General features: G+C 37.2%; 22 protein-coding genes. 20 read left to right on the top strand and 2 right to left on the bottom strand.

What is annotated here, in order from left to right:
- The first annotated feature begins 192 nt into the window (after window positions 1–192).
- From ftsE to MKX83_RS20815, 14 genes are all read left to right on the top strand, one after another.
- Window positions 193–879 (top strand): cell division ATP-binding protein FtsE, encoded by a 687-nt coding sequence (gene ftsE / locus MKX83_RS20880; protein ID WP_095371854.1) that lies wholly within the window; start codon window positions 193–195, stop codon window positions 877–879.
- A complete protein-coding gene (gene ftsX, locus MKX83_RS20875; protein ID WP_095371855.1) occupies window positions 869–1,762 on the top strand; it encodes a permease-like cell division protein FtsX in 894 nt (297 codons plus the stop codon). The genes ftsE and ftsX overlap by 11 nt, the downstream gene beginning before the upstream one ends.
- A gap of 91 nt (window positions 1,763–1,853) precedes the next feature.
- Window positions 1,854–3,236 (top strand): murein hydrolase activator EnvC family protein, encoded by a 1,383-nt coding sequence (locus MKX83_RS20870; RefSeq protein WP_341057594.1) that lies wholly within the window; start codon window positions 1,854–1,856, stop codon window positions 3,234–3,236.
- A 288-nt stretch (window positions 3,237–3,524) separates the two neighbouring features.
- Window positions 3,525–4,961, top strand: coding sequence for a S41 family peptidase (locus MKX83_RS20865; RefSeq protein WP_341057592.1), 1,437 nt, complete (start codon window positions 3,525–3,527; stop codon window positions 4,959–4,961).
- A 482-nt stretch (window positions 4,962–5,443) separates the two neighbouring features.
- The gene (locus MKX83_RS20860) at window positions 5,444–6,646 is read left to right on the top strand and encodes a PDZ domain-containing protein (RefSeq protein WP_445293125.1); all 1,203 of its coding nucleotides are present in this window, start codon (window positions 5,444–5,446) and stop codon (window positions 6,644–6,646) included.
- A gap of 168 nt (window positions 6,647–6,814) precedes the next feature.
- Window positions 6,815–7,012, top strand: a complete 198-nt coding sequence (locus MKX83_RS20855; protein WP_341057590.1) for an ATP-binding cassette domain-containing protein — start codon at window positions 6,815–6,817, stop codon at window positions 7,010–7,012.
- A gap of 59 nt (window positions 7,013–7,071) precedes the next feature.
- On the top strand, window positions 7,072–8,286 hold the full coding sequence (locus tag MKX83_RS20850) for an ATP-binding cassette domain-containing protein (protein ID WP_341057588.1): 1,215 nt from the start codon (window positions 7,072–7,074) through the stop codon (window positions 8,284–8,286).
- A 517-nt stretch (window positions 8,287–8,803) separates the two neighbouring features.
- Window positions 8,804–9,238 carry a MarR family winged helix-turn-helix transcriptional regulator gene (locus MKX83_RS20845; protein WP_322909691.1) on the top strand — a complete coding sequence of 145 codons (435 nt, stop codon included), beginning with the start codon at window positions 8,804–8,806 and terminating at the stop codon, window positions 9,236–9,238.
- A gap of 42 nt (window positions 9,239–9,280) precedes the next feature.
- Window positions 9,281–10,222 carry a ring-cleaving dioxygenase gene (locus MKX83_RS20840; protein ID WP_157733894.1) on the top strand — a complete coding sequence of 314 codons (942 nt, stop codon included), beginning with the start codon at window positions 9,281–9,283 and terminating at the stop codon, window positions 10,220–10,222.
- 22 nt (window positions 10,223–10,244) lie between these two features.
- Window positions 10,245–10,841, top strand: coding sequence for a flavin reductase family protein (locus MKX83_RS20835; protein WP_322909690.1), 597 nt, complete (start codon window positions 10,245–10,247; stop codon window positions 10,839–10,841).
- 14 nt (window positions 10,842–10,855) lie between these two features.
- Window positions 10,856–11,461, top strand: a complete 606-nt coding sequence (locus MKX83_RS20830; RefSeq protein ID WP_322909689.1) for an alpha/beta hydrolase — start codon at window positions 10,856–10,858, stop codon at window positions 11,459–11,461.
- A gap of 18 nt (window positions 11,462–11,479) precedes the next feature.
- Window positions 11,480–12,082, top strand: coding sequence for an NADPH-dependent FMN reductase (locus tag MKX83_RS20825; protein ID WP_095371863.1), 603 nt, complete (start codon window positions 11,480–11,482; stop codon window positions 12,080–12,082).
- A 73-nt stretch (window positions 12,083–12,155) separates the two neighbouring features.
- Window positions 12,156–12,764 carry an NAD(P)H:quinone oxidoreductase gene (gene wrbA / locus MKX83_RS20820; RefSeq protein ID WP_095371864.1) on the top strand — a complete coding sequence of 203 codons (609 nt, stop codon included), beginning with the start codon at window positions 12,156–12,158 and terminating at the stop codon, window positions 12,762–12,764.
- Between the two features lie 349 nt (window positions 12,765–13,113).
- Window positions 13,114–14,238 (top strand): AI-2E family transporter, encoded by a 1,125-nt coding sequence (locus MKX83_RS20815; RefSeq protein ID WP_095373600.1) that lies wholly within the window; start codon window positions 13,114–13,116, stop codon window positions 14,236–14,238.
- Window positions 14,239–14,532: 294 nt separating this feature from the next.
- Here the strand turns inward: MKX83_RS20815 and MKX83_RS20810 are convergent, their stop codons facing one another.
- Window positions 14,533–14,937 carry a hypothetical protein gene (locus tag MKX83_RS20810; protein WP_307318878.1) on the bottom strand — a complete coding sequence of 135 codons (405 nt, stop codon included), beginning with the start codon at window positions 14,935–14,937 and terminating at the stop codon, window positions 14,533–14,535.
- Window positions 14,938–15,204: 267 nt separating this feature from the next.
- On the opposite strand from MKX83_RS20810, the gene uvrB reads away from it, so the two are divergent.
- The 5 genes from uvrB to MKX83_RS20785 all read left to right on the top strand — a co-directional run bounded on the left by uvrB (window position 15,205) and on the right by MKX83_RS20785 (window position 22,465).
- Entirely contained in the window at window positions 15,205–17,184 is a 1,980-nt protein-coding gene (gene uvrB / locus MKX83_RS20805; protein ID WP_095371866.1) for an excinuclease ABC subunit UvrB, read from the top strand.
- Window positions 17,185–17,193: 9 nt separating this feature from the next.
- Window positions 17,194–20,073 (top strand): excinuclease ABC subunit UvrA, encoded by a 2,880-nt coding sequence (gene uvrA / locus MKX83_RS20800; RefSeq protein ID WP_341057577.1) that lies wholly within the window; start codon window positions 17,194–17,196, stop codon window positions 20,071–20,073.
- 147 nt (window positions 20,074–20,220) lie between these two features.
- Entirely contained in the window at window positions 20,221–20,565 is a 345-nt protein-coding gene (locus MKX83_RS20795; protein WP_095371868.1) for a hypothetical protein, read from the top strand.
- Between the two features lie 424 nt (window positions 20,566–20,989).
- Entirely contained in the window at window positions 20,990–22,102 is a 1,113-nt protein-coding gene (locus MKX83_RS20790; RefSeq protein WP_307318869.1) for a DUF4097 family beta strand repeat-containing protein, read from the top strand.
- Window positions 22,103–22,120: 18 nt separating this feature from the next.
- Window positions 22,121–22,465, top strand: a complete 345-nt coding sequence (locus MKX83_RS20785; RefSeq protein WP_095371870.1) for a phage holin family protein — start codon at window positions 22,121–22,123, stop codon at window positions 22,463–22,465.
- A 20-nt stretch (window positions 22,466–22,485) separates the two neighbouring features.
- Here the strand turns inward: MKX83_RS20785 and MKX83_RS20780 are convergent, their stop codons facing one another.
- Window positions 22,486–23,109 (bottom strand): TetR/AcrR family transcriptional regulator, encoded by a 624-nt coding sequence (locus MKX83_RS20780; RefSeq protein WP_095371871.1) that lies wholly within the window; start codon window positions 23,107–23,109, stop codon window positions 22,486–22,488.
- A gap of 157 nt (window positions 23,110–23,266) precedes the next feature.
- Between MKX83_RS20780 and MKX83_RS20775 the strand changes: the two genes are divergently transcribed.
- Window positions 23,267–24,049 (top strand): SDR family oxidoreductase, encoded by a 783-nt coding sequence (locus MKX83_RS20775; RefSeq protein WP_307318865.1) that lies wholly within the window; start codon window positions 23,267–23,269, stop codon window positions 24,047–24,049.
- The last annotated feature ends 32 nt before the right edge of the window (window positions 24,050–24,081 follow it).

Raw genomic sequence — 24,081 nt, 5'->3', positions numbered from 1 at the left:
CCTCGAGTCAATGGTTTTTAGAAGAAGATGTCAGTTTATGTCGATTAAATGCATCTTTATCATTCACACACCGCAATTGCCCCGCCTAAGGAAAAGAAACCCACTTTAACTGATGATTATTTTATAAAAAATAATTGGGTTAGGCTTGCGCAATTTTTACTAAAAATAAACTCCGGATATAAGGTGATCTACATGTTAGAAATGAAAAATGTATATAAAAAATATAAAAATGGTGTTACTGCAACAAATGGCATTGACGTGAAGATCGACCAAGGTGAGTTTGTCTATATCGTTGGTCCAAGTGGTGCAGGTAAATCTACATTTATAAAAATGATGTATCGAGAAGAAAAGCCAACAAGCGGTACAATCACTTTAAATGGAATAGATATGGGTTCATTAAAGAACAGTAAAGTTCCACTCATTAGGCGTAATATCGGAGTTGTCTTCCAGGACTTTAAGTTGCTACCGAAGTTGAATGTATATGAAAATGTAGCGTATACACTTGAAGTTATTGAAGAGAATCCGAAAAATATAAAGAAAAAAGTAATGGATACATTAGATTTAGTTGGTTTGAAGCATAAGGTGCGCATGTTTCCAGATGAGCTTTCAGGTGGAGAGCAACAGCGTGTTTCCATCGCACGATCGATTGTCAATCAGCCTAAGTTGGTTATTGCCGATGAACCAACAGGAAACTTAGACCCTGATACATCTTGGGAAATCATGAATATCTTTGAGGAAATCAACACGAGAGGTACAACGGTTATCATGGCTACCCACAACAAAACGATCGTTAATACGATTAAGCATCGTGTCATAGCGATTGAGAGTGGCAGAATTGTCCGTGATGAGCAAAGAGGTGATTACGGATATGAAATCTAATACTTTTTTAAGGCATATAAGAGAAAGTTTCAAAAGCTTAGGTCGTAACGGTTGGATGACATTTGCTTCTGCAAGTGCCGTCACGGTTACATTGATTCTTGTTGGTGTATTCTTTGCCATTATGATGAACCTTAACCATATGGCTAGCAGTATTGAAAGTGATGTTGAGATTCGAGTTTATATTGACCGAACCGCAACAGAAGAAGATGCCACAGCATTAGAAGAGAAGATAGCTGCACTGCCGAAAGTTGATTCTGTGACATTCTCTGGGAAAGATGAAGAACTAGATAGTTTAATTAGTAGCTTAGGTGAAGAGGGAGAAGCGTTTAAGCTTTTCCAACAGGACAACCCATTAAATGATGTTTACGTTGTGCAAGCAAAAACACCAAGTGATACGATTCCATTAGCTGAGGAAATCGATGAAATGGAATTCACTGCTAACGTGAATTATGGACAAGGAACGGTTGAGAATTTATTTTCTACCATTAACTTTGGCCGTAATATAGGCATTATTTTAATTGTTGGTTTATTATTTACTGCTATGTTCTTAATCTCAAACACGATTAAAATCACTATCGTTTCAAGACGTCACGAAATTGAGATTATGAGATTAGTTGGGGCAACAAATTCCTTTATACGCTGGCCATTCTTTTTAGAAGGGTTATGGCTAGGGTTACTCGGTTCGATTATTCCTGTCGCCGCTGTAGGTACAGCTTATTATTACTTTTATGATTACGTATCGCCAAAACTTCAAGGACATTTTATTCAACTGTTAGAGGTAACACCATTTGTTTATCAAGTAGGTGCGATTCTCATACTATTAGGCGCAATTATTGGCGTTTGGGGAAGTTTAATGTCTGTTCGTAAGTTTTTGAAAATATAAGGATGCTTGAGCTGAGTTGGCATGAGATGCTGACTTCAGCTCTTTATACATATTTGCCACGGGGAGAAACATACGAGAGGGGAAAATGAAATTGAAGAAAAAGATGGTTACATTATCTTTAGCCGCAATGATGAGTGTTGGAACGGTTACGGCAACATTGCCAACGAATGCTTTTGCCGATAAGCTTGGTGATTTAGAAAGTCAAAGTGAAGAACTTAAGAAAGAGCAATCTAATATTGATTCGCAGATTGATAAGTCTCAAAAAGAGATTGAAAGATTAGTAGGCGAACAAGAGGATGCTAAGACTGCTGTAGAAAGACTAACGAAAGAAATCTCAGATGCAGAAGCGCAAATAGATGAGAAAAACAAAGAAATTGAAGCAAAGAAAGCAGAAATTAAAAAGCTTGAACAAGAAATAGAAGATTTAAAAGAACGTATTAAACAAAGAAATGAACTTTTAAAAGACCGAGCACGTTCGATGCAAGAATCAGGTGGAACAGTTAATTACATAGACGTATTACTTGGCGCACAAAGTTTCAGTGATTTTATTGGACGAGTTGGTGCAGTAGCAACAATTGTTGAAGCTGACCAAGAGATTGTAAGACAGCAAGAAGAAGATAAGAAATCACTAGAACAAAAACAAGCAAAAGTAAAAGAAGATTTAGCTTCGCTTGAAGGTATGCGTAAAGAATTAGAAAAAATGAAAGCAAATCTTGATAACCAGAAAAAAGAGAAGGCTAATCTTATTACAATCTTAAAAGAAGAAGAGGACCATCATCACGCTGAAAAAATAAGTGGTGAAGAAGAAAAAGAATTATTAGCTGCACAAGAGAAAGCTGTTGCAAAAGCAATACAGGCAGAAAAAGATCGTCAAGCTGAAGCAGCACGAAAAGCTGAAGAAGCGAGACAAGCCGAACTCGCAAGACAGGCGGAAGCAAAAAAAGCAGCTGAAGCAGCCAAAACAGCAAAACAAAATGCAGGTACAACTAGCAGTTCCGGCAACAGTGGTTCCGATAGTTCTTCAGAATCTAGTGGTGGACAAGAACAAGTACAAACACCACCTCCGTCAAGTGGAGATTGGATTCGTCCTTCAGCAGGTGTATTAACTTCAGGTTTAGGACAAAGATGGGGCTCTTATCATGCTGGAATTGATTTAGCAGCTGCAGGAACAGTGCCTATTTATGCGGCAGCTGATGGTGTGGTCATTCAATCTTACCATTCATCTAGCTATGGTGAAGTCGTATTTATTGCACATTCTATTAATGGACAAACGTATACAACGGTTTATGCACATATGAGAAGTGGCTCAAGATCTGTAAGTAATGGCCAAACGGTTTCACAAGGTCAACAAATTGGTTTAATGGGTAACACAGGACAATCGACAGGACAACATTTACACTTTGAATTGCATAAAGGTGGTTGGAACCAATCGAAATCCAACGCAATTAACCCAGTTGGAATTGTACCATTGTAAGAGAGGAGCTTTTAAAGCTTCTCTTTTTTCTTTTACCCATCGTACGATATATAAAACAATTTTAGCATAAAAACGGCCCTTTTGATACCTCAACTGAGGTGAAAAAGAGTCATTTTTCACTTTTTTGGATATTAAAAGACTTGTGTTGCCTTTTTTAAGAACAGGTGGGATATAACAGAGCTCTCTTCGCTTACTTTGGGGTTAAACAATTTCACAATCATAACTCGTCCTATTCATTCATATATTGATGAAAGAGCCACAGTTGCTTAAAGAAGGGACGGCGGTTAAGTGGGCAAAAAGAAAGTAGTCATATTAATGGTCATATCATTACTTGTGGGCGCGATAGGTTCCTATGCAGGCTTTCAATTAAAGTTAAATATATCGCAAACAAAACAGCTAGAAGAAATGGGAGGTAGTCAACAGCTTGCATCTGATTTGGAGAAAATGAACGCGGCTTATCAGCTCATTTACAAAAATTATGTTGAAGAAGTTGATGCACATAAGTTAACAGAAGGCGCGATTCAAGGGATGCTTACCACGTTAAATGATGATTATTCCGTTTATATGGATGAAAGTACAGCAAAACAATTTAGTGAAACACTCGATTCTTCATTTGAAGGAATTGGAGCCGAGGTTAGTTTAGTAGATGGTAAGATCATTATTGTATCTCCAGTAAAAAATTCACCAGCAGAGCAAGCTGGTTTGAAACCAAATGACCAAATCATCAAGATTGATGATGAGAGTGTTGAAGGCTTTAATTTATTGCAAGCGACCTTAAAGATAAAAGGAAAAAAAGGGACAAAAGTCAAATTGACCATTATGAGAGAAGGTTTGCAAAACCCGTTAGAAATAGAAATTGTTCGGGCAGAAATACCTCATATTACAGTCAATTCTGAAGTTATAATGCACGACAATGATAAAGTTGGCTATGTTGAGATTACTTCTTTTGCAACAGATACAGCTAAGGAATTTAAGATTGCTCTCAAGGACCTAGAAGAACAGGGAATGGACAGTTTGTTAATTGATGTACGAAATAACCCTGGTGGACTATTAAAAGTAGTTGACGAAATATTGGAAGAGTTGGTTACGAAGGATAAACCATATGTGCAGATAGAACAAAGAAACGGTGAAAGAATGATGAATTTCTCTCCTTTAGAAGAGAAGAAATCGTATCCTATCGGCGTTCTTATTGATAAGGGTAGTGCATCTGCCTCAGAAATATTAGCAGCAGCCCTCAAGGAAGCAGGTGATTATCCGTTAATTGGTACACAAACATTTGGTAAAGGAACAGTTCAACAACCTGTTCCAATGGGGGATGGCAGTAATATTAAATTGACCTTATATAAATGGCTTACACCTGACGGAAATTGGATTCATAAAAAAGGTGTCGCACCTACTTATGAAGTAAAACAATCTGAACTGTATGAGACTCACCCGATCCAAGTGGAGAAAACGTTAAAAACGGACATGAATAATGATCAAGTGAAGAATGCGCAATTCATATTAAAAAGCTTAGGTTATGCACCTGGTCGAGAGGATGGCTATTATAGTGCTGCAACTGCAACAGCAGTTAGAGCGTTTCAACATGCGGCCGGACTAACAGCAAACGGACAAATTGATGAAAAAACAGCCGAATCTCTTGAGAAAGAAGTCATTAAGCAAAGAAATAACCAGGACAATGATATGCAATTACAAACAGGCTTGCGTATTATGGCAAACCAATAGTGTTTACTCTATATATCAAAGCCGGACAAACTCAATGTTTGTTCGGCTTTTTAATGTGAGGTTGATGAAAAGGCTCCGGAATAAATGGTAAAATAGGGGAAATGTAGCAAATATAGAAGTGCCTGTATATGGTGGATGAACGAAAGCGAAAATCATCGCTTTTTGGGAATTGCGAATTACTCAAATATAAAAAGGTAATAGCGTTAGCGTGTCTTCAAGTTAAAAAACAGAAACGAGAAACAGCTCGGAAACTGCGCGATAGAAGAAACCCTTCTCCCATACGAAAGTAAATTCTAGCGGAAAGAGATTTTCTCTCACTATTTGTCTATATTTTGAATATCGGACACCTATTCCTTGTCATCACTTCTATTATAAGAAAATGTATTTACAAGTAGGAAGAAGACAATGGGTTGGCTATGTTTTTAAAGGGATATTTGGTAGAATATAGTCAGATTAGTAGATTAGATTAATGGTAGAGGTTGGTGGGAAGCTTGGCTGAGGCTTGGGCAATAGAGTTATTCAAGGGGTTAGGAAGGTTATTTCTAAACCCGGTCTTTTATTTAGTATTTCTAGCAGCTGCTTATTACGGTATACAAAGAGTCAACAGGGAAAGACAGCATTTCTTAGTCCGTGCTGAAAATGCCTATTTTGAGCTGAAGCAATTATTGCCTTTAGGGTTCATTCTTGGTGTTTCTCTTTCCCTTATTACCGTACTAGCTGGTTTAACTGTTCCTATTGAGTTACTTGTTTTTGCAACTGTTGCAACAATTATCTTGATGCTGACTCCAAAAGCAAGATGGGCGACACCGGCTTATACGGTAAGTATTGGTTTTATTCTTACCTTCTTTGCATTAGAACAGAACTGGCCACTGCCTGCCTTCATCTCATCACAAGTGGAAGGCGTAGAGTACCTACTGCCAGCTGCCGCAATGATCATTGCCTTGCTTGTGATTGCTGAAGGAATAATGATCACCATCAATGGTCCAAAAGGGACGTCTCCAAGACTAATGAAGAGTCGCCGTGGTCAGGTTGTGGGTATGCATGAAGCAAAAAGAATGTGGCTTTTACCACTGTTTTTACTAATACCTGGTGACGCCATTAGTTTGGACTCAACATGGTGGCCATTATTTTCAATTGGAGATCAATCTTATGCTTTAGTAGCTGTTCCTTTCGCTATTGGTTTTCAACAACAAATCCAAAGCAAATTTCCGGCTGTAGCCGTCGCAGCTTATGGAAAAAAAGTAATCTTCTTTGGTGCATTGCTGCTCATTATTGCCAGTGGCGCATTTGTTTATCCAATTGTAAGCTTAGCGATACCAGTACTAGCAATAGTAGGGAGAGAGTGGTTAAATTATCGCCAACGATCTGTAGATGCAAAGGCGGCGTTTTACTTTGCTAAAAAGAATGATGGTTTAATGATTATTGGTGTTGTTCCTCATTCACCAGCAGACAAAATGGGATTAAAAGTAGGAGAAACTGTTCTTAAAGTGAATGGTTTGCAAGTGAATGACGAAAAGGGATTTTATCAAGCATTGCAAAAAAATGCAGCTCATTGCAAACTTGAAGTCATTGACACCAATAATGAAAACCGATTTGTGCAAAGGGCACTTTATAAAACAGATCATCATGAATTAGGTATTCTCTTTATTAAAGAGGAATTTAAGAAAAGTCACCAAGCAGTTTAATATTTTTACCGGTTGTCTCTATGGGGCAATCGGTTTTTTTATTCAATAGATTGTGAAAAGAACATGTCCTTGATTCATTCTATTTATATTCCTAATTTGAGGAAATTAATATAAAATATAACAAAATTCAGATAACTTGTGTTAAGTTAATCAAAAGGAGGTATTTCATTGACCCATTCGATTTTAATTAAAAATATGTCTTTTCAGTATCATTCAATGGATAAAAGGATTTTTAGTGATGTGAATGTAAGTATTGATGAGCACTGGAAGCTTGCGCTGCTAGGGCGTAATGGTCGCGGAAAAACGACATTTATGAACATTTTAACAAATAAACTTCAATATAGAGGGACATTCAAACGCCACTGACATTTAAATATTTCCCTGCCTTTCCACTACAAGAGGAGAATTTAACAGTATTAGAGTTATTGCTTAAAGAAAACCCTAATGTTGACCGGTGGAGAATTGATTATGAATTATCACTCATCGGATTACCACCTCATATTAGTCAAAGAAAGTTCCATCAATTAAGTGGTGGGGAACAAGTGAGAGTGTTACTTGTAGAGCTATTCTTAAATGAGGATGCTTTTCCTTTAATTGATGAACCGACAAATAATCTTGATAAAGAGGGACGTAACATGATTGGGAATTATTTGAGAATGAAAGAAGGGTTTATTGTAATTAGTCATGATGAATCCTTTTTAAACCAATTCGTCGATCATGTGTTAGCAATTGAAAAGCAGTCGCTCACCTTAATTAAGGGAAATGTGGATGTGTGGCGAAGAGAGGAAGAGAATGCGGATCAGCTTGCGGAATCTAGAAATAGTAAGTTAAAGTCAGAAATCAAACGGTTAAATGAAGTATCTGGTAAGGTAAACCAATGGGGAATGAAGCGAGAAAACAGCACAAAGGATGCGTCGGAAAGACGTTTAGCCGCGAAACAAATGAAAAGGGCGAAGGCAATAAAAAAACGCACAGAAGCGATGGTTTCTGAAAAAGAAGGACTTATCGATAATCGGGAGAGGGTCTCACAATTGAAAATGCTTGTGAAACAACCTGAAAAGCAAGTTTTATACTTCCGTGATTTTTCGATATTAAGAGACGGAACCCCCTTATTCCAACCAATTTCCATCGATATGTATCCTAATGATCGCTTATTTATTGAAGGGAGTAATGGTGTCGGGAAGTCAACACTACTCCAATTTATATTAGGGGTAAAGTATTTAGAGACAGTAGGGGAGTATCGCATTCATTTACCGCGAAAGATATCCATTTTAAATCAAAAAAGTGAGCAAGATGTAGATTATGCTTCTTATTTACAACAATTGACTATAAAAGAAGAAAAACAAGCTTTTTGGCATTTGCTGTATCAGTTAGGCATAGATAGACACAGTTTCACTGATACATCTAGTCAGCATTGGAGTGCTGGCGAGCAGAAGAAAGTATTTTTAGCTCATGCTTTATTAGGGGAAAATAATTTATTTATATGGGATGAAGTCACCAATTACTTAGACATATTTGTCATTCAGCAATTAGTTGAGACGATTAAGGTGTATCAGCCGACGATGATTGCAGTTGATCATAATGAATCTTACATAAATGCAATTGCAACAAAGACGATATCATTAATTCCCTACGAATAGAGGTTCTTGCATCATGTTATAGGGAATATATTATCAAGAGAAGAAGCGGATAGGAAAAAAACAATGCAGTTATTGCTATTTATCTATCGACAGCGAATCGTTTATATCGTATGTATTAATAGAAGTTAGCAATATTTCTTTTTATTCAAACGGAATATGTTTGTTGTCTAGGCCAGTCGGGGTGAAGAAAAATGTCTCTGTTTTCACAAGGTAAAAACCGGATCTTAAAATGTAGAGAAAGTCATTTGAAAATGATGCACCAGCAATATGAGTAGGCGTCCTTTACCTATTGAAAACTTTGCTAGAAGATAAGGATGCTACCTATTCTAAAAGCAGTAAAACGACTTAGTTATTTAGTTTTTTCTACCTATATTAGAAGAGCAAGTGCACTAGAATGAAAACTATGGTTAGAAATTAAAAAAAAGTTGAAAATGGGATTGACATTAGTTTGAATTCGAGATATTATTATCTCATATTCAAGATAATTAAATTAAAGATAAAAAGTGAGGCGATGAAAATGGTTCATAAGAAGACATTAGATTCATTCGCTTGCTTAATGCAAACCAACAGATACATGCAAGATCAGATGAAAGACTGGTTACACAAATATAAGCTCACCTTTACAGAGTATTCCGTACTCCAAGTGCTGCATCAAAAGGGGAGACAATCTGTCCAGCAAATTAGTAAAAGCGTTTGGTTAACGAGCGGCAGTATGACTTATGTGATTGACCGGTTGCAAGAAAAGGGCTATTTATCTAGAAGTGATTGCAAAGAGGATCGCCGGGTTGTTTTTGTAACTATAACAAATGCGGGGAAGGAATTAATGGATCTAATCAGTCCATACTTATTAGAACAGATTTCAACCTTATTTCAACAAACAACAGAAGAAGAACAACAATTATTAATTCATATTCTTCATAAAATAACACAAAATAAACTAACTCACACCTAATATCTCAATTTCGAGATACTTGAAGGTTAGGGACATGGAAGGATGTTCAAAATGGAAAAACAAACGATGGGAATTCATCACATTACAGCTATTGTCGGCCATCCACAGGAAAATGTTGATTTTTATGCTGGTATTTTAGGTTTACGTCTTGTTAAAAAAACAGTTAACTTTGATGACCCAGGAACGTATCATCTTTATTTCGGTGATGAGGGAGGTAAACCAGGTACAATTATTACTTTCTTCCCATGGGCAGATGCGTACCCTGGCATCATTGGTGATGGGCAAGTGGGAATTACTGCATATGCTGTTCCATCTGGCGCCCTACCATTTTGGGAGGAACGCTTAACGAGTAAAGGCATTTCTTTTGAAAAACAAGTACGTTTTGGCGAACAAGTACTAAGCTTCGATGATCCACATGGCTTACATTTAGAGCTAGTTGAAAGAGAAGCTGGGGACGAGAATACTTGGACATTTAATGGGATAACTCCGGATGTGGCGATTAAAGGTTTCGCCGGGGCTGTTCTTTATTCTAGCAATGGTGGAAAAACAGGTGAGCTAATTGAAACAATGGGTTTAACCAAAGTGGCTGAAGAAGGAGTATTCGTCAGATATCAATCAAAAAGCGACATAGGTAATATTGTCGATGTAAAGATAACAAGCTCTGGAAAAGGAAGAATGGGTGTAGGAACTGTCCACCACATTGCATGGCGCGCAGCAGATGATGCTGACCAATTAGATTGGAAGAAATATATTGAAAGCTTTGGTTATGGTGTCACACCCGTGCAAGACAGAAATTATTTTAATGCGATTTACTTCAGAGAATACGGCGACATTCTTTTTGAAATTGCTACTGATCCGCCAGGTTTTGCTCATGATGAAAGTCAGGAAACGATGGGAACAGAATTAATGCTTCCTGAGCAATATGAAAAATACCGTGGACAATTACAGAGAAGGTTAATTCCGATTGATGTGAGGGAAGTGTAATTGCAAAAGGAGGAGTTACGCAATGGTAAGTATTGATCCGAACGCGCAAACCGAGAGGGAGAATTACAAATTATTGATCGGAAGTATTATCCCGAGGCCGATTGCCTTCGTCACTTCACAATCAAACACTGGTGTGATGAATGGTGCACCATTTAGTTTCTTTAATATCGTGTCTTCTAATCCGCCAATGATTGCTGTTTCAGTAGCAAGAAGAGCGGGTGAGATGAAAGATACTGCTAAAAATGTGTGTGATACGAAGGAGTTTGTCGTTCATATTGTTGATGAGTCAAATGTTACGCAAATTAATGAAACAGCGGCTACTGTCTCACCAAATGTGGATGAATTAAAGCTCAGTGGATTAGAGACAATTTCAAGTACAGTTGTCAATGTACCAGGAATCGTGAAAGCGAAAGTGAGGATGGAATGTCAGCTTGCTCATCATATTGAACTTGAAGGGAATGCTGATCTTCTTATCGGTAAAGTTGTCTACTTCCATTTCGATAATGAAATTTATGAAGCGGGCAAAATCAACGCTGAGAATTTAGGGGCAATCAGTCGCTTGGCTGGAAATGATTATGCGAAAGTAGGAGAAGTATTTACAATGGTTCGACCGAAATAATGGAGGGGATTTACATGAAACATATTTTTGAAAAGGGTAGTGACACATCAAAACCAACCCTATTATTACTTCATGGTACAGGGGGAAATGAGCTAGACCTTCTACCGTTAGCTGGCAAAATAGATGAAAGTGCATCAGTCCTAAGCGTTCGAGGTAATGTGCTTGAAAATGGAATGCCGCGCTTTTTTAGAAGGTTAGCAGAAGGGGTCTTTGATGAGGAGGATTTAATCTTTCGTACGAAAGAGCTTTATCAATTTTTAGATGAAGCAGCTGACAAATATGGTTTTGACCGCCATAATATCGTCGCTTTAGGATATTCAAATGGTGCTAATATTGCGGCCAGTATGATGTTCCATTATAAAGATGCTGTGAAAGCAGCAATCTTACACCATCCAATGGTACCAAGAAGAGGTATAGAATTGCCTGATTTAACAGGACAAAAGGTGTTCATTGGAGCAGGGACAAATGATCCGATTTGTTCACCCGAAGAATCTGAAGAGTTAAAGAGATTATTAGAAAAAGCGGGAGCCGATGTTCATCTTCATTGGGAACATATGGGACATCAGCTTTCATTCAAAGAAGTTGAAGAAGCAGCAAAATGGTTTAAAGCCAGCATCTAAGAAATGGGGAGAAACAATATGGGCTTTTTAAATAAATTATTCAATAAAAATAATCCACATCCTAAGGAGGAAATGAAAATGGAAAAATTAAATATCGGTATTATTTTAGGAAGTACAAGAGAAGGTCGTGTAAGTCCACAAGTAGGTCAATGGGTGAAAGAAATAGCTGATGCACGTGGGGATGCAAATTATGAAATTATTGATATTGCTGACTTTCATCTTCCGTTCCTTGGTACAACAGATGGCACAGAGCCTGGTATTGCAGCATGGGGAGATAAATTAGATAGTATGGATGGGTTTGTGTTTATCGTACAGGAATACAACCATAGTATTAGTGGTGCTTTGAAAAATGCGATCGACTTTGCTCGCGATCAATGGGCGAATAAAGCAGCAGGTATTGTCAGTTATGGATCTACTGGTGGTGCCCGTGCGGCAGAACATCTACGTGGCATTTTAGGCGAGCTACAAGTCGCAGATGTACGCACACATCCAACACTTTCCCTTTTTACTGATTTCGTAAATGGTAATGAATTTAAGCCTCAGGACTTGCACCAAGCAAATATGAAAATGATGCTTGATCAAGTGCTAGCATGGAGCGGTGCATTAAAAACATTAAGATAAGTTTAATGTATAGAGCTGAAAGGAATAGAAACAATATAGATGTATGTGAGATATCAAGGAGGATTCTATTCAAATGAGTATTAAATTAGCAGTCATTTATTATAGTTCAACAGGTACCAACTACCAAATGGCACAGTGGGCAGAACAAGGGGCAAAAGAAGCCGGCGCTGAAGTGAAGTTGTTAAAGATTCCTGAAACAGCACCTGAAGCAGCCATCGATTCCAATCCTGCATGGCGTGCCAATGCTGATGCTACGAAAGATGTACCAGAAGTTACACTTGCTGACCTTGAATGGGCAGACGCGATTGTTTTTAGTTTCCCAACTCGTTTTGGTAACATTGCTTCACAAGTGCAGGCTTTTATTGATACTGCTGGGGGCCTTTGGGCACAAGGCAAACTTGCGAACAAAGTAGTGAGTGCAATGAGCTCTGCTTCTAATCCTCACGGAGGTCAAGAAGCAACCCTTCTTTCATTTTATACAACTATGTTCCATTGGGGCGCGATTGTTGCCGCACCCGGCTTCACTGACCCAAGCATATTTGCTGGTGGCGGAAATCCTTACGGCGCAAGTTCAACTCAAGGACAAGATGGTAAAATCGTTGAAGATAATGAAGCAGCAGTTAAACATCAAGCCAAACGTACGGCAACTGTTGCTGAATGGATTCAAAAAGGCCAAGAATAATCATGCTTTAAAAAGGTATTTTAGGGAGACTCCTAAGATACCTTTTTTTAACTTGGGGATATAAGTGAAATTTTCTATCTAGTTGCCATGTCGTTGTGTGAATGGATAAAAGGATTTCCTTAACACATGGCTGATTATATAAATATCTGTTGGTTAAAATAACCAAAAGGAAATATTTGTCGAAAAAAATTCACGGAAAATATCCTTATGAGGCGACATTTTGTGGTGGAATGCATTACAATAATACATACAAATAAATCCTAGTGGTTTTACTTTTTTGGAAAAAGGGAACTACGAATGAAAATGTAGTCTATAGAGAAAAATTTATTTTTTGGGAAAAGGTGAGAATGTGAACAAGAAGAAATTCCAGTACTGGTCTCTTCAAATTCTAATTATTGTATCCGTCATTTTTGTAGCTTCAAAAATTTCTTTTTTATTTGAACCGATTGGAATCTTTTTTTCCACGTTGTTCTTCCCTATTATTATCTCGGGGTTCTTATTCTTCATTTTAAATCCATTTGTGCATTTAATTGAAAAAGCAAAAATTCCTAAGATATTATCGATCATATTACTATTTGCAATTGTTGCTGGATTGCTGGTGCTTGTCGTTAGTATTTTTGTACCAAAAATTTCAGCCCAATTGGCAGGGTTATTAAATGAACTACCTACCTATGTTAAACAAACAGAACAGTTCTTTAACAACTTCTCGCAATCTGAGGGTTATCGCTGGTTAATGAATCAAGATTATGTAACACAAGAAGAAATAATGGGTTATTTAGTTGATTATGCTAATCAACTTCCACAAAGGATTACGAATGGTCTCAGCGATTTAGTTGGATTAGTTGCAAATATAGCCATTACGATTATTACTGTACCATTCCTTTTATTCTTTATGTTAAAAGACGGGGAGAAGTTCCCACCTGCACTAGGGAAATTTGTTCCCAAAAGTTATCGTGCTGAAGCAATTGATACATTAAAAGAAACAGGTAAAACTCTTTCTTCCTATATTCAAGGTCAGATTACGGTCGCATTATTCGTCGGGACAGCGTCTTTTATCGGTTTCTTAATTATTGACCTACCATACGCAATTGTTTTGGCATTAATTATTTCAGTAACGAATATTATTCCTTATGTTGGACCATTTATTGGTGGTGCACCGGCGGTTATAGTTGGGCTATTTGAATCACCTACGATGGCGATTTTAGCAATAATAGTCATCGTCGCCGCACAACAATTAGAAGGTAATTTAATTTCACCATTAATTTTAGGGAAAACATTAAATACTCATCCAGCAACAATCATTATTATCTTATTGGTAGCAGGAAACTTAGCTGGTATATTAGGCATGTTACTTGCTGTACCAACATACGCCGTTGGGAAAACCATTGTATTAAGCGGTGTTCAATTTATAAAAGCAAGGAAAATGGCAAAAGAGATGGAAGCAGAAAAAGGTCCGCATCCAGCAGATATATAAATAAGTAGAACCCCATCAAAGTGAGATGGGGTTCTACTTTTCTTAGGGAAAAGCGTTTAGTTTTTAAGTTTTTAATAAAAAGAAAGGTTAACTAATTAGAATGAGAAATATGAGCTGACGTGTGTGTTGTTGATTAATAAGAAGGGTTTTAGTGGGTAGGTGTAATTGACTTGTATAACTCCTTGATTCAATCATTGTATGTGTTCAATTAAACCTGTTTATCTATTCAAATTTACTAGATGCCCCCAACTATGGACTAATTCTATAACTCATTTATGTAGAAGGAAATTTCATTTAGCTAACCCAAATCCAAATACTAAATACACCTATTGGGAATAGAAAAAAGACAGGGATAAGCCATTTTCGATATTTATAACTAAAAGTATAATCTCCTTTTTTACGGTCAAAGGTGTTTTTAGAGAAGAGTATCCTGTAGGTGAAAAAGACGTAACTGACAACGAAAAGCAGTAGAAATGTAATGAGAAAGAGCCATTTCATATCAACGAAGCCCAAGTTTGTGACACGAAGTATTTCTGCTATAACAAAAAGCCCCGAAAGGCATACAGCACCAACAATTTTAATGACGAAGTCTTTTTCATATGCTTTTTCCTCGTCATTACTGTTTATATAATCTTTAATGGTTTTTAGGGCATAAATAAAAACGGCTAGCCACGCAAATGCAAAAATAAAACCAAACAAAAAATCACCTCGTCTATTTCGCCATATAACAAAAGACGATTTTATATAGAATAAAGTTTCAAAATAAATGAAAAGTTAATTTGTACCTTCATACCCGTTTATTTTAATCCTAACCTTCTTTTCATCTCTTTGTCGAATGGATATCGAATATTTGTTCGCTTTTTTGTGGTTTAGATAAGAGGATTTGTGGTAGAATGAGGATATAGAAAATCGGAATGCAATAATGATTAGACACGCTTTACTTTTTACATAGAGGAGGTTTCTGATTTGGATCAAACATTTGAGTTAGTTTCAAAATATTCCCCACAAGGTGATCAACCTGCAGCTATTAAAGAGCTTGTAAATGGGATTCAAGAGGGGAAAAAGCATCAGACATTACTAGGTGCAACTGGAACCGGGAAAACGTTCACTGTTTCTAACGTCATTAAAGAAGTGAACAAACCAACGTTAGTAATTGCTCATAATAAGACGTTAGCAGGTCAATTATATAGTGAATTTAAAGAGTTCTTTCCCAATAATGCGGTAGAGTATTTTGTTAGTTACTATGACTACTATCAACCAGAAGCATATGTACCATCCACTGACACATTTATTGAGAAAGATGCGAGTATTAATGATGAAATAGATAAGCTCCGCCATTCAGCTACCTCCTCATTATTTGAAAGAAATGATGTTATCATCATCGCCAGTGTTTCTTGCATCTATGGTTTGGGATCTCCTGAAGAATATAGAGAGCTTGTCTTAAGTTTAAGGACGGGAATGGAAATAGAGCGAAATCAATTATTAAGGAAGCTAGTCGACATACAATATGAGCGCAATGATATGAACTTTATACGTGGGACATTTCGTGTACGCGGTGATGTCGTAGAGATATTCCCTGCTTCGAGAGACGAGCACTGTTTACGTGTGGAGTTTTTTGGAGATGAAATAGATCGGATTCGTGAAGTCGATGCTTTGACCGGTGAAATTTTAGGTGATCGTGATCATGTAGCCATTTTCCCGGCATCTCACTTCGTTACCAGAGAAGAGAAAATGCGTGTAGCCATCGAAAATATTGAAAAAGAATTAGAAGAAAGGCTGGCTACCTTACATGAAGAAGGCCATTTATTACAGGCACAACGCCTAGAACAAAGAACGCGATATGATCTAGAAATGATGAGAGAGATGGGTTTTTGTTCAGGGATTGAAAACTACTCCCGTCATTTAACTCTTCGTCCAGCTGGTTCGACTCCTTATACTTTACTTGATTACTTCCCAAAGGACTTCTTACTTGTTATTGATGAATCTCATGTGACATTGCCGCAAATAAGAGGGATGTATAATGGTGACCAAGCCCGTAAGAATGTATTAGTAGAACATGGTTTTCGTCTTCCTTCTGCAATGGATAACCGTCCTCTTACTTTTTCTGAGTTTGAAGATCATATTAGCCAGATTGTTTATGTTTCTGCGACTCCAGGTCCGTATGAATTAGAACAAACACCTGAAATGATTGAACAAATCATTAGACCTACTGGATTGTTAGATCCTATTATTGATGTCCGACCGATAGAGGGACAGATTGATGATTTAATTGGTGAAATTAATGATAGAATTGAGAAAAATGAACGTGTACTCATTACCACTTTAACGAAAAAAATGTCTGAGGATTTAACGGATTATTTAAAGGAAATTGGTATGAAGGTTCAATACCTACATTCCGAAGTGAAAACCCTTGAGAGAATCGAGATTATTAGGGAGCTTCGTATGGGTACCTATGATGTGTTAATAGGTATTAATTTGTTGCGAGAAGGGCTTGATATTCCAGAAGTTTCACTCGTAGCGATTCTTGATGCCGACAAAGAAGGATTTTTACGTTCAGAACGTTCACTTATCCAAACGATTGGGCGTGCTGCTCGTAATGCAAATGGTCAAGTTATAATGTATGCTGACCGAATGACAGACTCCATGACAAAAGCTATAAGTGAAACAAAACGCCGCCGTAGCATTCAAGAAGATTACAACACAGAACACGGTATCACGCCACAGACGATACAAAAAGAAATTCGTGATGTGATTAGAGCGACACAAGCAGCGGAAACGCCAGAGGAGTATAATAGTGCTGATAAATTAAGTCAATTAAATAAAAAAGAACGTCAAAAATTAATAGCAGATATGGAGAAAGAGATGAAGACTGCAGCAAAGGATTTAAATTTCGAACGAGCGGCAGAGCTTCGTGATCTTATTCTTGAACTGAAGGCGGAAGGATGATGAACGGAAATGGCAATGGAGAAATTGATTGTTAAAGGTGCAAGGGCACATAATTTAAAAAATGTCGATGTAACAATCCCAAGGGATAAGCTTGTTGTCTTAACGGGATTATCAGGATCGGGAAAATCGTCCTTAGCGTTTGATACGATTTATGCAGAAGGACAGCGCCGTTATGTTGAATCCCTCTCTGCCTATGCAAGACAGTTCTTAGGACAAATGGATAAGCCGGATGTGGATACGATTGAAGGTTTATCTCCTGCGATTTCTATAGACCAGAAAACAACTAGTAAAAACCCTCGTTCAACGGTAGGAACTGTAACAGAAATCTATGATTATTTGCGTCTATTATTTGCGAGAGTAGGACACCCAACCTGCCCTAATCATAATATAGAAATTTCTTCTCAAACTGTTGAACAAATGGTAGATCGTATTATGGAATATCCGGAAAGAACAAGATTGCAAGTACTGGGACCTGTTGTTTCTGGTAGAAAAGGAACACATGTAAAGGTATTAGAAGAGGTAAAGAAACAAGGGTTTGTTCGTGTTCGGGTTGATGGTGATATGCTCGATTTAGGAGAAGAAATCGAGCTTGAGAAAAATAAAAAACATTCTATTGAAGTGGTTATTGACAGAATTGTTGTGAAGGAAGGCGTGGAGGCCAGATTAGCTGACTCGCTCGAAACAGCACTGAAAATGGGAGAAGGAAAAGTCATAGTTGATGTGATTGGAGAAGAGGAATTATTATTCAGTGAAAATCATGCATGTCCTATTTGTGGTTTTTCAATTGGAGAACTTGAACCGAGAATGTTCTCTTTTAATAGTCCTTTCGGTGCCTGTCCCGATTGTGATGGCTTAGGTGTAAAGTTAGAAGTAGATCCGGATTTAGTCATCCCTAATAAAGATCTCACATTGAAGCAGCATGCGATTGCACCTTGGGAACCGAATAGCTCACAATACTACCCGCAGCTTTTGGAAGCAGTATGTACGCACTATGGCATTGATATGGATATCCCCGTATCAGCTATTCCAGATGAACAAATAGATAAAATCCTTTATGGTTCTGGTAAGGAAAAAATATATTTTAAATATGAAAATGATTATGGCCAAGTGCGTGAATCACATATTGTCTTTGAAGGTGTGATGAATAATATCAAGAGAAGATATAAGGAGACAAGCTCTGATTATATTCGTGAACAGATGGAGAAGTACATGGGGGAACATAAATGTCCTACGTGTAAAGGCTACCGTCTTAAGAAAGAAAGCTTAGCAGTCTTGATTGATGGTCATCATGTTGGGAAGCTTACAGATTTATCTGTTGAAGAAGCTTATGACTTTTTTGGGCAATTACACTTAACAGAAAAAGAAATGAAAATTGCTAATTTGATCATGAGAGAAATTAAAGAACGTCTTGGATTTCTTATTAATGTTGGCTTGGATTATTTAACGCTGAGCCGGGCTGCTGGAACTCTCTCAGGTGGGGAAGCCCAACGAATTCGTTTAGCCACCCAAATTGGTTCACGGTTGACTGGAGTGTTGTATATTCTTGATGAACCTTCTATTGGATTGCATCAAAGGGATAATGACCGATTAATCGAAACGTTAAAGAACATGCGTGATATCGGTAATACGTTAATTGTGGTAGAGCATGATGAAGATACGATGCTTGCAGCGGATTATTTAATTGATGTGGGTCCAGGTGCAGGGGTGCATGGTGGTGAAATTGTTTCCAAAGGTACACCAGAAGAAGTAATGAAAGATGATTACTCTTTAACCGGTCAATATTTATCAGGGAAAAGATTTATCCCACTGCCGATAGAAAGAAGAAAAGGTGACGGTCGTTTTATTGAGATTAAAGGGGCTAAAGAGAATAACTTGAAGAATGTGAACGTCAAGTTCCCTCTTGGTACTTTCACGGCTGTGACTGGTGTCTCAGGCTCAGGGAAGAGTACGTTAATCAATGAGATTCTCCATAAAAGCTTAGCGCAAAAACTACATCGAGCGAAAAGTAAGCCGGGTGCACATAAGGAAGTGAAAGGAATTGATCAATTAGACAAAGTCATAGATATTGATCAATCGCCTATCGGAAGAACGCCACGTTCTAATCCGGCTACCTATACAGGAGTATTCGATGACATTCGTGATGTGTATGCTTCTACAAATGAAGCAAAAGTTAGGGGCTATAAGAAGGGGCGCTTTAGTTTTAACGTCAAAGGTGGCCGTTGTGAGGCCTGTCGTGGAGATGGGATTATTAAAATCGAAATGCATTTTCTTCCTGATGTATATGTGCCATGTGAAGTCTGCCATGGAAAACGTTATAATCGCGAGACGTTAGAAGTAAAATATAAAGGGAAGAGTATTGCAGAAATCTTAGAAATGACAGTGGAAGATGCACTTACCTTCTTTGAAAATATTCCTAAAATTCGTCGTAAGTTGCAAACCATCTATGATGTTGGATTGAGTTATGTCAAATTGGGCCAACCAGCGACAACCTTATCAGGTGGAGAAGCACAAAGGGTAAAACTGGCTTCTGAACTACATCGTCGTTCTAATGGTAAATCATTTTATATATTAGATGAACCAACAACGGGCTTGCATGTGGATGATATCGCTCGTTTACTTAATGTCTTGCAGCGTCTTGTTGAAAATGGGGATACTGTGCTCGTGATAGAACATAATCTAGATGTAATTAAAGCTGCTGACCATTTAATTGATTTAGGTCCTGAAGGTGGACTTAAGGGGGGGACAATCCTAGCTACAGGTACCCCTGAAGTGATTGCAGAAACAGCCGAGTCTTATACAGGAAAATATTTAAAACCGATTCTTGAACGTGATCGCAAAAGAATGAAAGAGAAAATTGAGCATAAAGAAGCAAGTGTAACGAATGCTTAATGGTTTTAATAGAAAATACCACGGGTCTATCGGCTCGTGGTATTTCCTATTAAAAAAGATAAAGATTTGTAACTCTATAGCAAAAGGGATGTAACTATCCTTCGTTATAATCATAGTATTATAAGGGGAGAGGGTGACTATACGATTATGGAAGATTATTTAGCTAAATCATTAGAGGAATGGAAAGAAGATATCTCTGAAGTGCTTAGTCAAATTAATGAGGAATATGATCAAATTAAGCTTGAGCTAAAACTTTACTCCTATAAATATGGAATAACTAAACAAGTCATTCAATCTACTGTCAACGATGAGATTATTGAAAGTATAAGAGAACGTTATCACAGACCGTTTGAAGAGAAGTATAATGATTTGAAAGAGCATGCAAAAGATTTGGAAGAAAAAAGAAAAGTATTTCAAATGTTCGTTAACAAGATTGATGAGGTTAAGCGTAAGGAATCTCCTCGCACAACTGACTTGGCGGCCTATCAATAAATTTTTCAAGGTACATAGCTTAAGCAGGTCCTAGGTCATAAATATCCAGGACCTGTTTGGGTTTTACTAAAATTTAATTAGCAACGATTTACCTTCTTTACTCTTCATTTTCCCCTATACCACAGAAAACGAACCTTCAAATCTAGACCTCATGACATAAATCCCAGTCAGACTTGAGACTGTTTTTTTTATTTAAGTGAAACTTTTGCCCCTGACTATCGTACAATTGAGTAAAGAAAAATTGAAGTATAAGCCTAATTTTCGCTGATTAAGGGTAAAAATGAAATATAACCAACTTTCATTTTTCAATACTAATCATGCTGGAGATTGTCCTAAGCATACTTATTAGATATTGATACTTATTTAGCCTAAGATAAAAAGGATAATAGGGCATAGACAAAATGAACCTTATGGAGGGAATAGAATGAAGGAAGAAAGAAAACGCATTTTAAAAATGGTGGAGGATGGAAAACTATCTGTTGAAGAAGCTTTAACTTTATTAGAGAAATTAGAAAAAGCCGAAGATACGGCTGAGCAAAAGCAAGAAGAAATTATTAAAGAATTATCTACAGCAGTAAAATTTGAAGAAGAGAAAAAAGAAGAGCCTTTTAATTATAAATTTAATTCAGCAAAAGATAAGATCATTGATTTTGTCGACTCTGCATTTAAAAAGATTAAAGATGTCGATTTAGACTTTAACTTCGGACAGTCACATAGTATATCCCATATTTTCCATCAATCTGACGGTACCTTTAATGAAATTGAAGTAGATGTCGCAAACGGAGCTATCAAAGTTGTACCGTGGTCACAGACTGATGTAAGAGCAGAGTGTGAAGTAAAAGTGTATCGTGCGGAGTCTCAAGATGAGGCTCGGAAAAAATTCTTGGAGGATGCTGTATTTACCGTTGTAGATGATAAACTGAAGTTCTCTACTCAACAAAAATGGATAAAGTTAGATGCGGTACTATATGTACCTGAGAAGGAATATAATAAATTAAAACTTCGTACCTTTAATGGACCGATTGAAAGTGAAAAGCTAAAAGCGAAAACCTTTAAGGCAAAAACGGCAAACGGTAAAATTACAGCAAAGCAATTACAAAGTAAACATGCAGAGTTAGAAACCGTTCATGGAAAAATTCATGTTGAAAACGGTACGGTTGATATACTTGAAGCAGAGACGATAAACGGTGCTGTACATGTAGATGGAGATTATGAGAGAGTGAATGCACATTCTTTTAATGGGAATGTAGCTTGTGCTGTTGGGGGTTCCCGTTGTGAATCGATTGAAGCAAAAGCAACAACTGGCAATGTAGAAGTAACGCTTCCCCCATTTGCAGAAGTAAGTGGTGAACTAAAAACGAATTTAGGAAGTTTTGATATTCATATTGAGGGAATTGAGATATTAGAGGAAAAGAGTGATGTTATTCAGAAGGTGCTTCGTTTCCGCTCTATTAAAGATCCTCAAGGTGGTTTAAGGTTAAATGCAGATACAAAAACAGGGTCTGTCACAGTAAAAAAATCTAGCTCAGTTTTCTAATGGAAAGGTGTCATATGTATGAAATGGTTAATTGGTATTGTTATTAATGCCATATTATTTATTGCTTTATCTGGCTTTATAGGAGATTCTTTTTATTTATCAGGCTTCGGGTCTGCCTTGTTAGCTAGTTTTATCCTATCCATTCTTAATATAATTGTTAGACCGATATTGATTTTATTGACATTACCAATTACGGTCATTTCGTTAGGGTTATTTTTATTCGTTATCAATGCAGTAACCTTAATGATTACGAGTGGATTAATGGGAGATACTTTTGAGATTGCCGGTTTTGGCACAGCTATTCTGGTGGCAATTATTATGTCTGTAGCAAATTTAATTATACAAAAGGTTCTCTGGGATTAAGTAAAAACACACCGCCTTTTTTAAATGGGTGGTGTGTTTTTGCTTTTAGTTGCAATTGAAAACTCCTTAGCAAATGAATGTAATATTTGAATTAAGCGGAGACTCATGTTATCAGGGCTGACATCATAACCATTTTCAATCCAGTTGACGAGTAGTCCTGCTGTCCCATGGGCCATATAGAGTTTATGGACCGAGTAGTTAATATCTAGTTGATTAATCGCTGATAAGATAAAGCTCTCTTCCAATACTTCATAAATCGCTTTAGGTAGATCTCGATGCAATCCTGGGATGGTATCGTTTTTTAATAAAAGATTGAAATAAGCTTGCTCAGAGTATATGAAGTGTGTTAGTTCGAATGATTTTGGATCCATCTCGGTAATACTAATGGCTTTGCCTTTTTCATATTTATTCATGCTTTTTTCTTTTACTTGTTCGAACATTTCTCTTTGCAATTCATCCGTTAGACCTTGCTTATCTTGAAAATGAAGATAAAAAGTCGTGCGATTATAATCGGCTCGTTTAATAATATCCGTCACTGTTACATGGCTATAGCCTTTTTCATGAATAAGGTCAATGAAAGCTTTTTTGAAAGAGGATTTCGTCCGCTCACTTTGCTTAGAGATACTACTTTTATACTCAACCAATGTATTTTTCCTCCTAAAATAAACACATTATAGTAATGTGTAGATTCTATCGACAAATTCAAAAGAATTACTGATTGTTGCTAATTATGAATCCGTTTACACTAAAAGAGAAGTTGTGAAAATAGTACCACAACGCATATGAAAGGGATAGTTTTATATGAATCGTTTTGAAGATAAAGTCGTTATCATTACAGGTGGGGGATCTGGACTTGGTAGAGCGGCAGCAAAACAAGTAGCAGTAGAAGGCGGTAAACTTGTTTTAGTAGATTTAAATGCAAAAGGCTTAGAGGAAAGTAAACAAGAAATACTTACAGCAGCACCTCAAGCAGAGATAGAAACAATCGAAGCGAACGTAGCGAATGAAGAAGATGTAAAAAAATACGTGGCGTTTGCTGTTGAGAAATTTGGTAAAATCGATGGCTTCTTTAATAATGCAGGCATCGAAGGGAAACAAAACTTAACAGAAGACTTCGGTATCGAAGAATTCCAACGTGTAGTTGATATTAACTTAAACGGTGTATTTTACGGTATGAAGCATGTGTTAAAAGTGATGAAAGAACAAGGTCATGGTTCAATTGTTAATACCGCTTCCGTTGGTGGAATCCGTGGAGTTGGTAATCAATCAGGGTATGCTGCAAGTAAACATGGTGTAGTAGGCTTAACAAGAAACTCTGGAATCGAATATGGCCAATTTGGTGTAAGTATTAAAGCAATCGCTCCTGGTGCGATTATGACGCCGATGGTTGAAGGATCATTGAAACAAATGGGCGGAGACAATTGGGAAGAAGCAGGAAAAGAATTTGTTAGCGTCAATCCAATGAAACGCTTTGGTAAACCAGAAGAAGTCGGCTACCTAGTAGCATTCTTACTATCAAACCAAGCAGACTTCATTAATGCAACGGTTGTACCGATCGATGGTGGACAATCTTATAAATATTAATAATGATGAATGAAGCAGGGAGATGAGACATC

Source organism: Cytobacillus sp. FSL M8-0252, assembly GCF_038007345.1.
Taxonomy (GTDB): Bacteria; Bacillota; Bacilli; order Bacillales; family Cytobacillaceae; genus Cytobacillus; species Cytobacillus kochii.
This window is presented reverse-complemented; position numbering and strand designations above follow the sequence as displayed.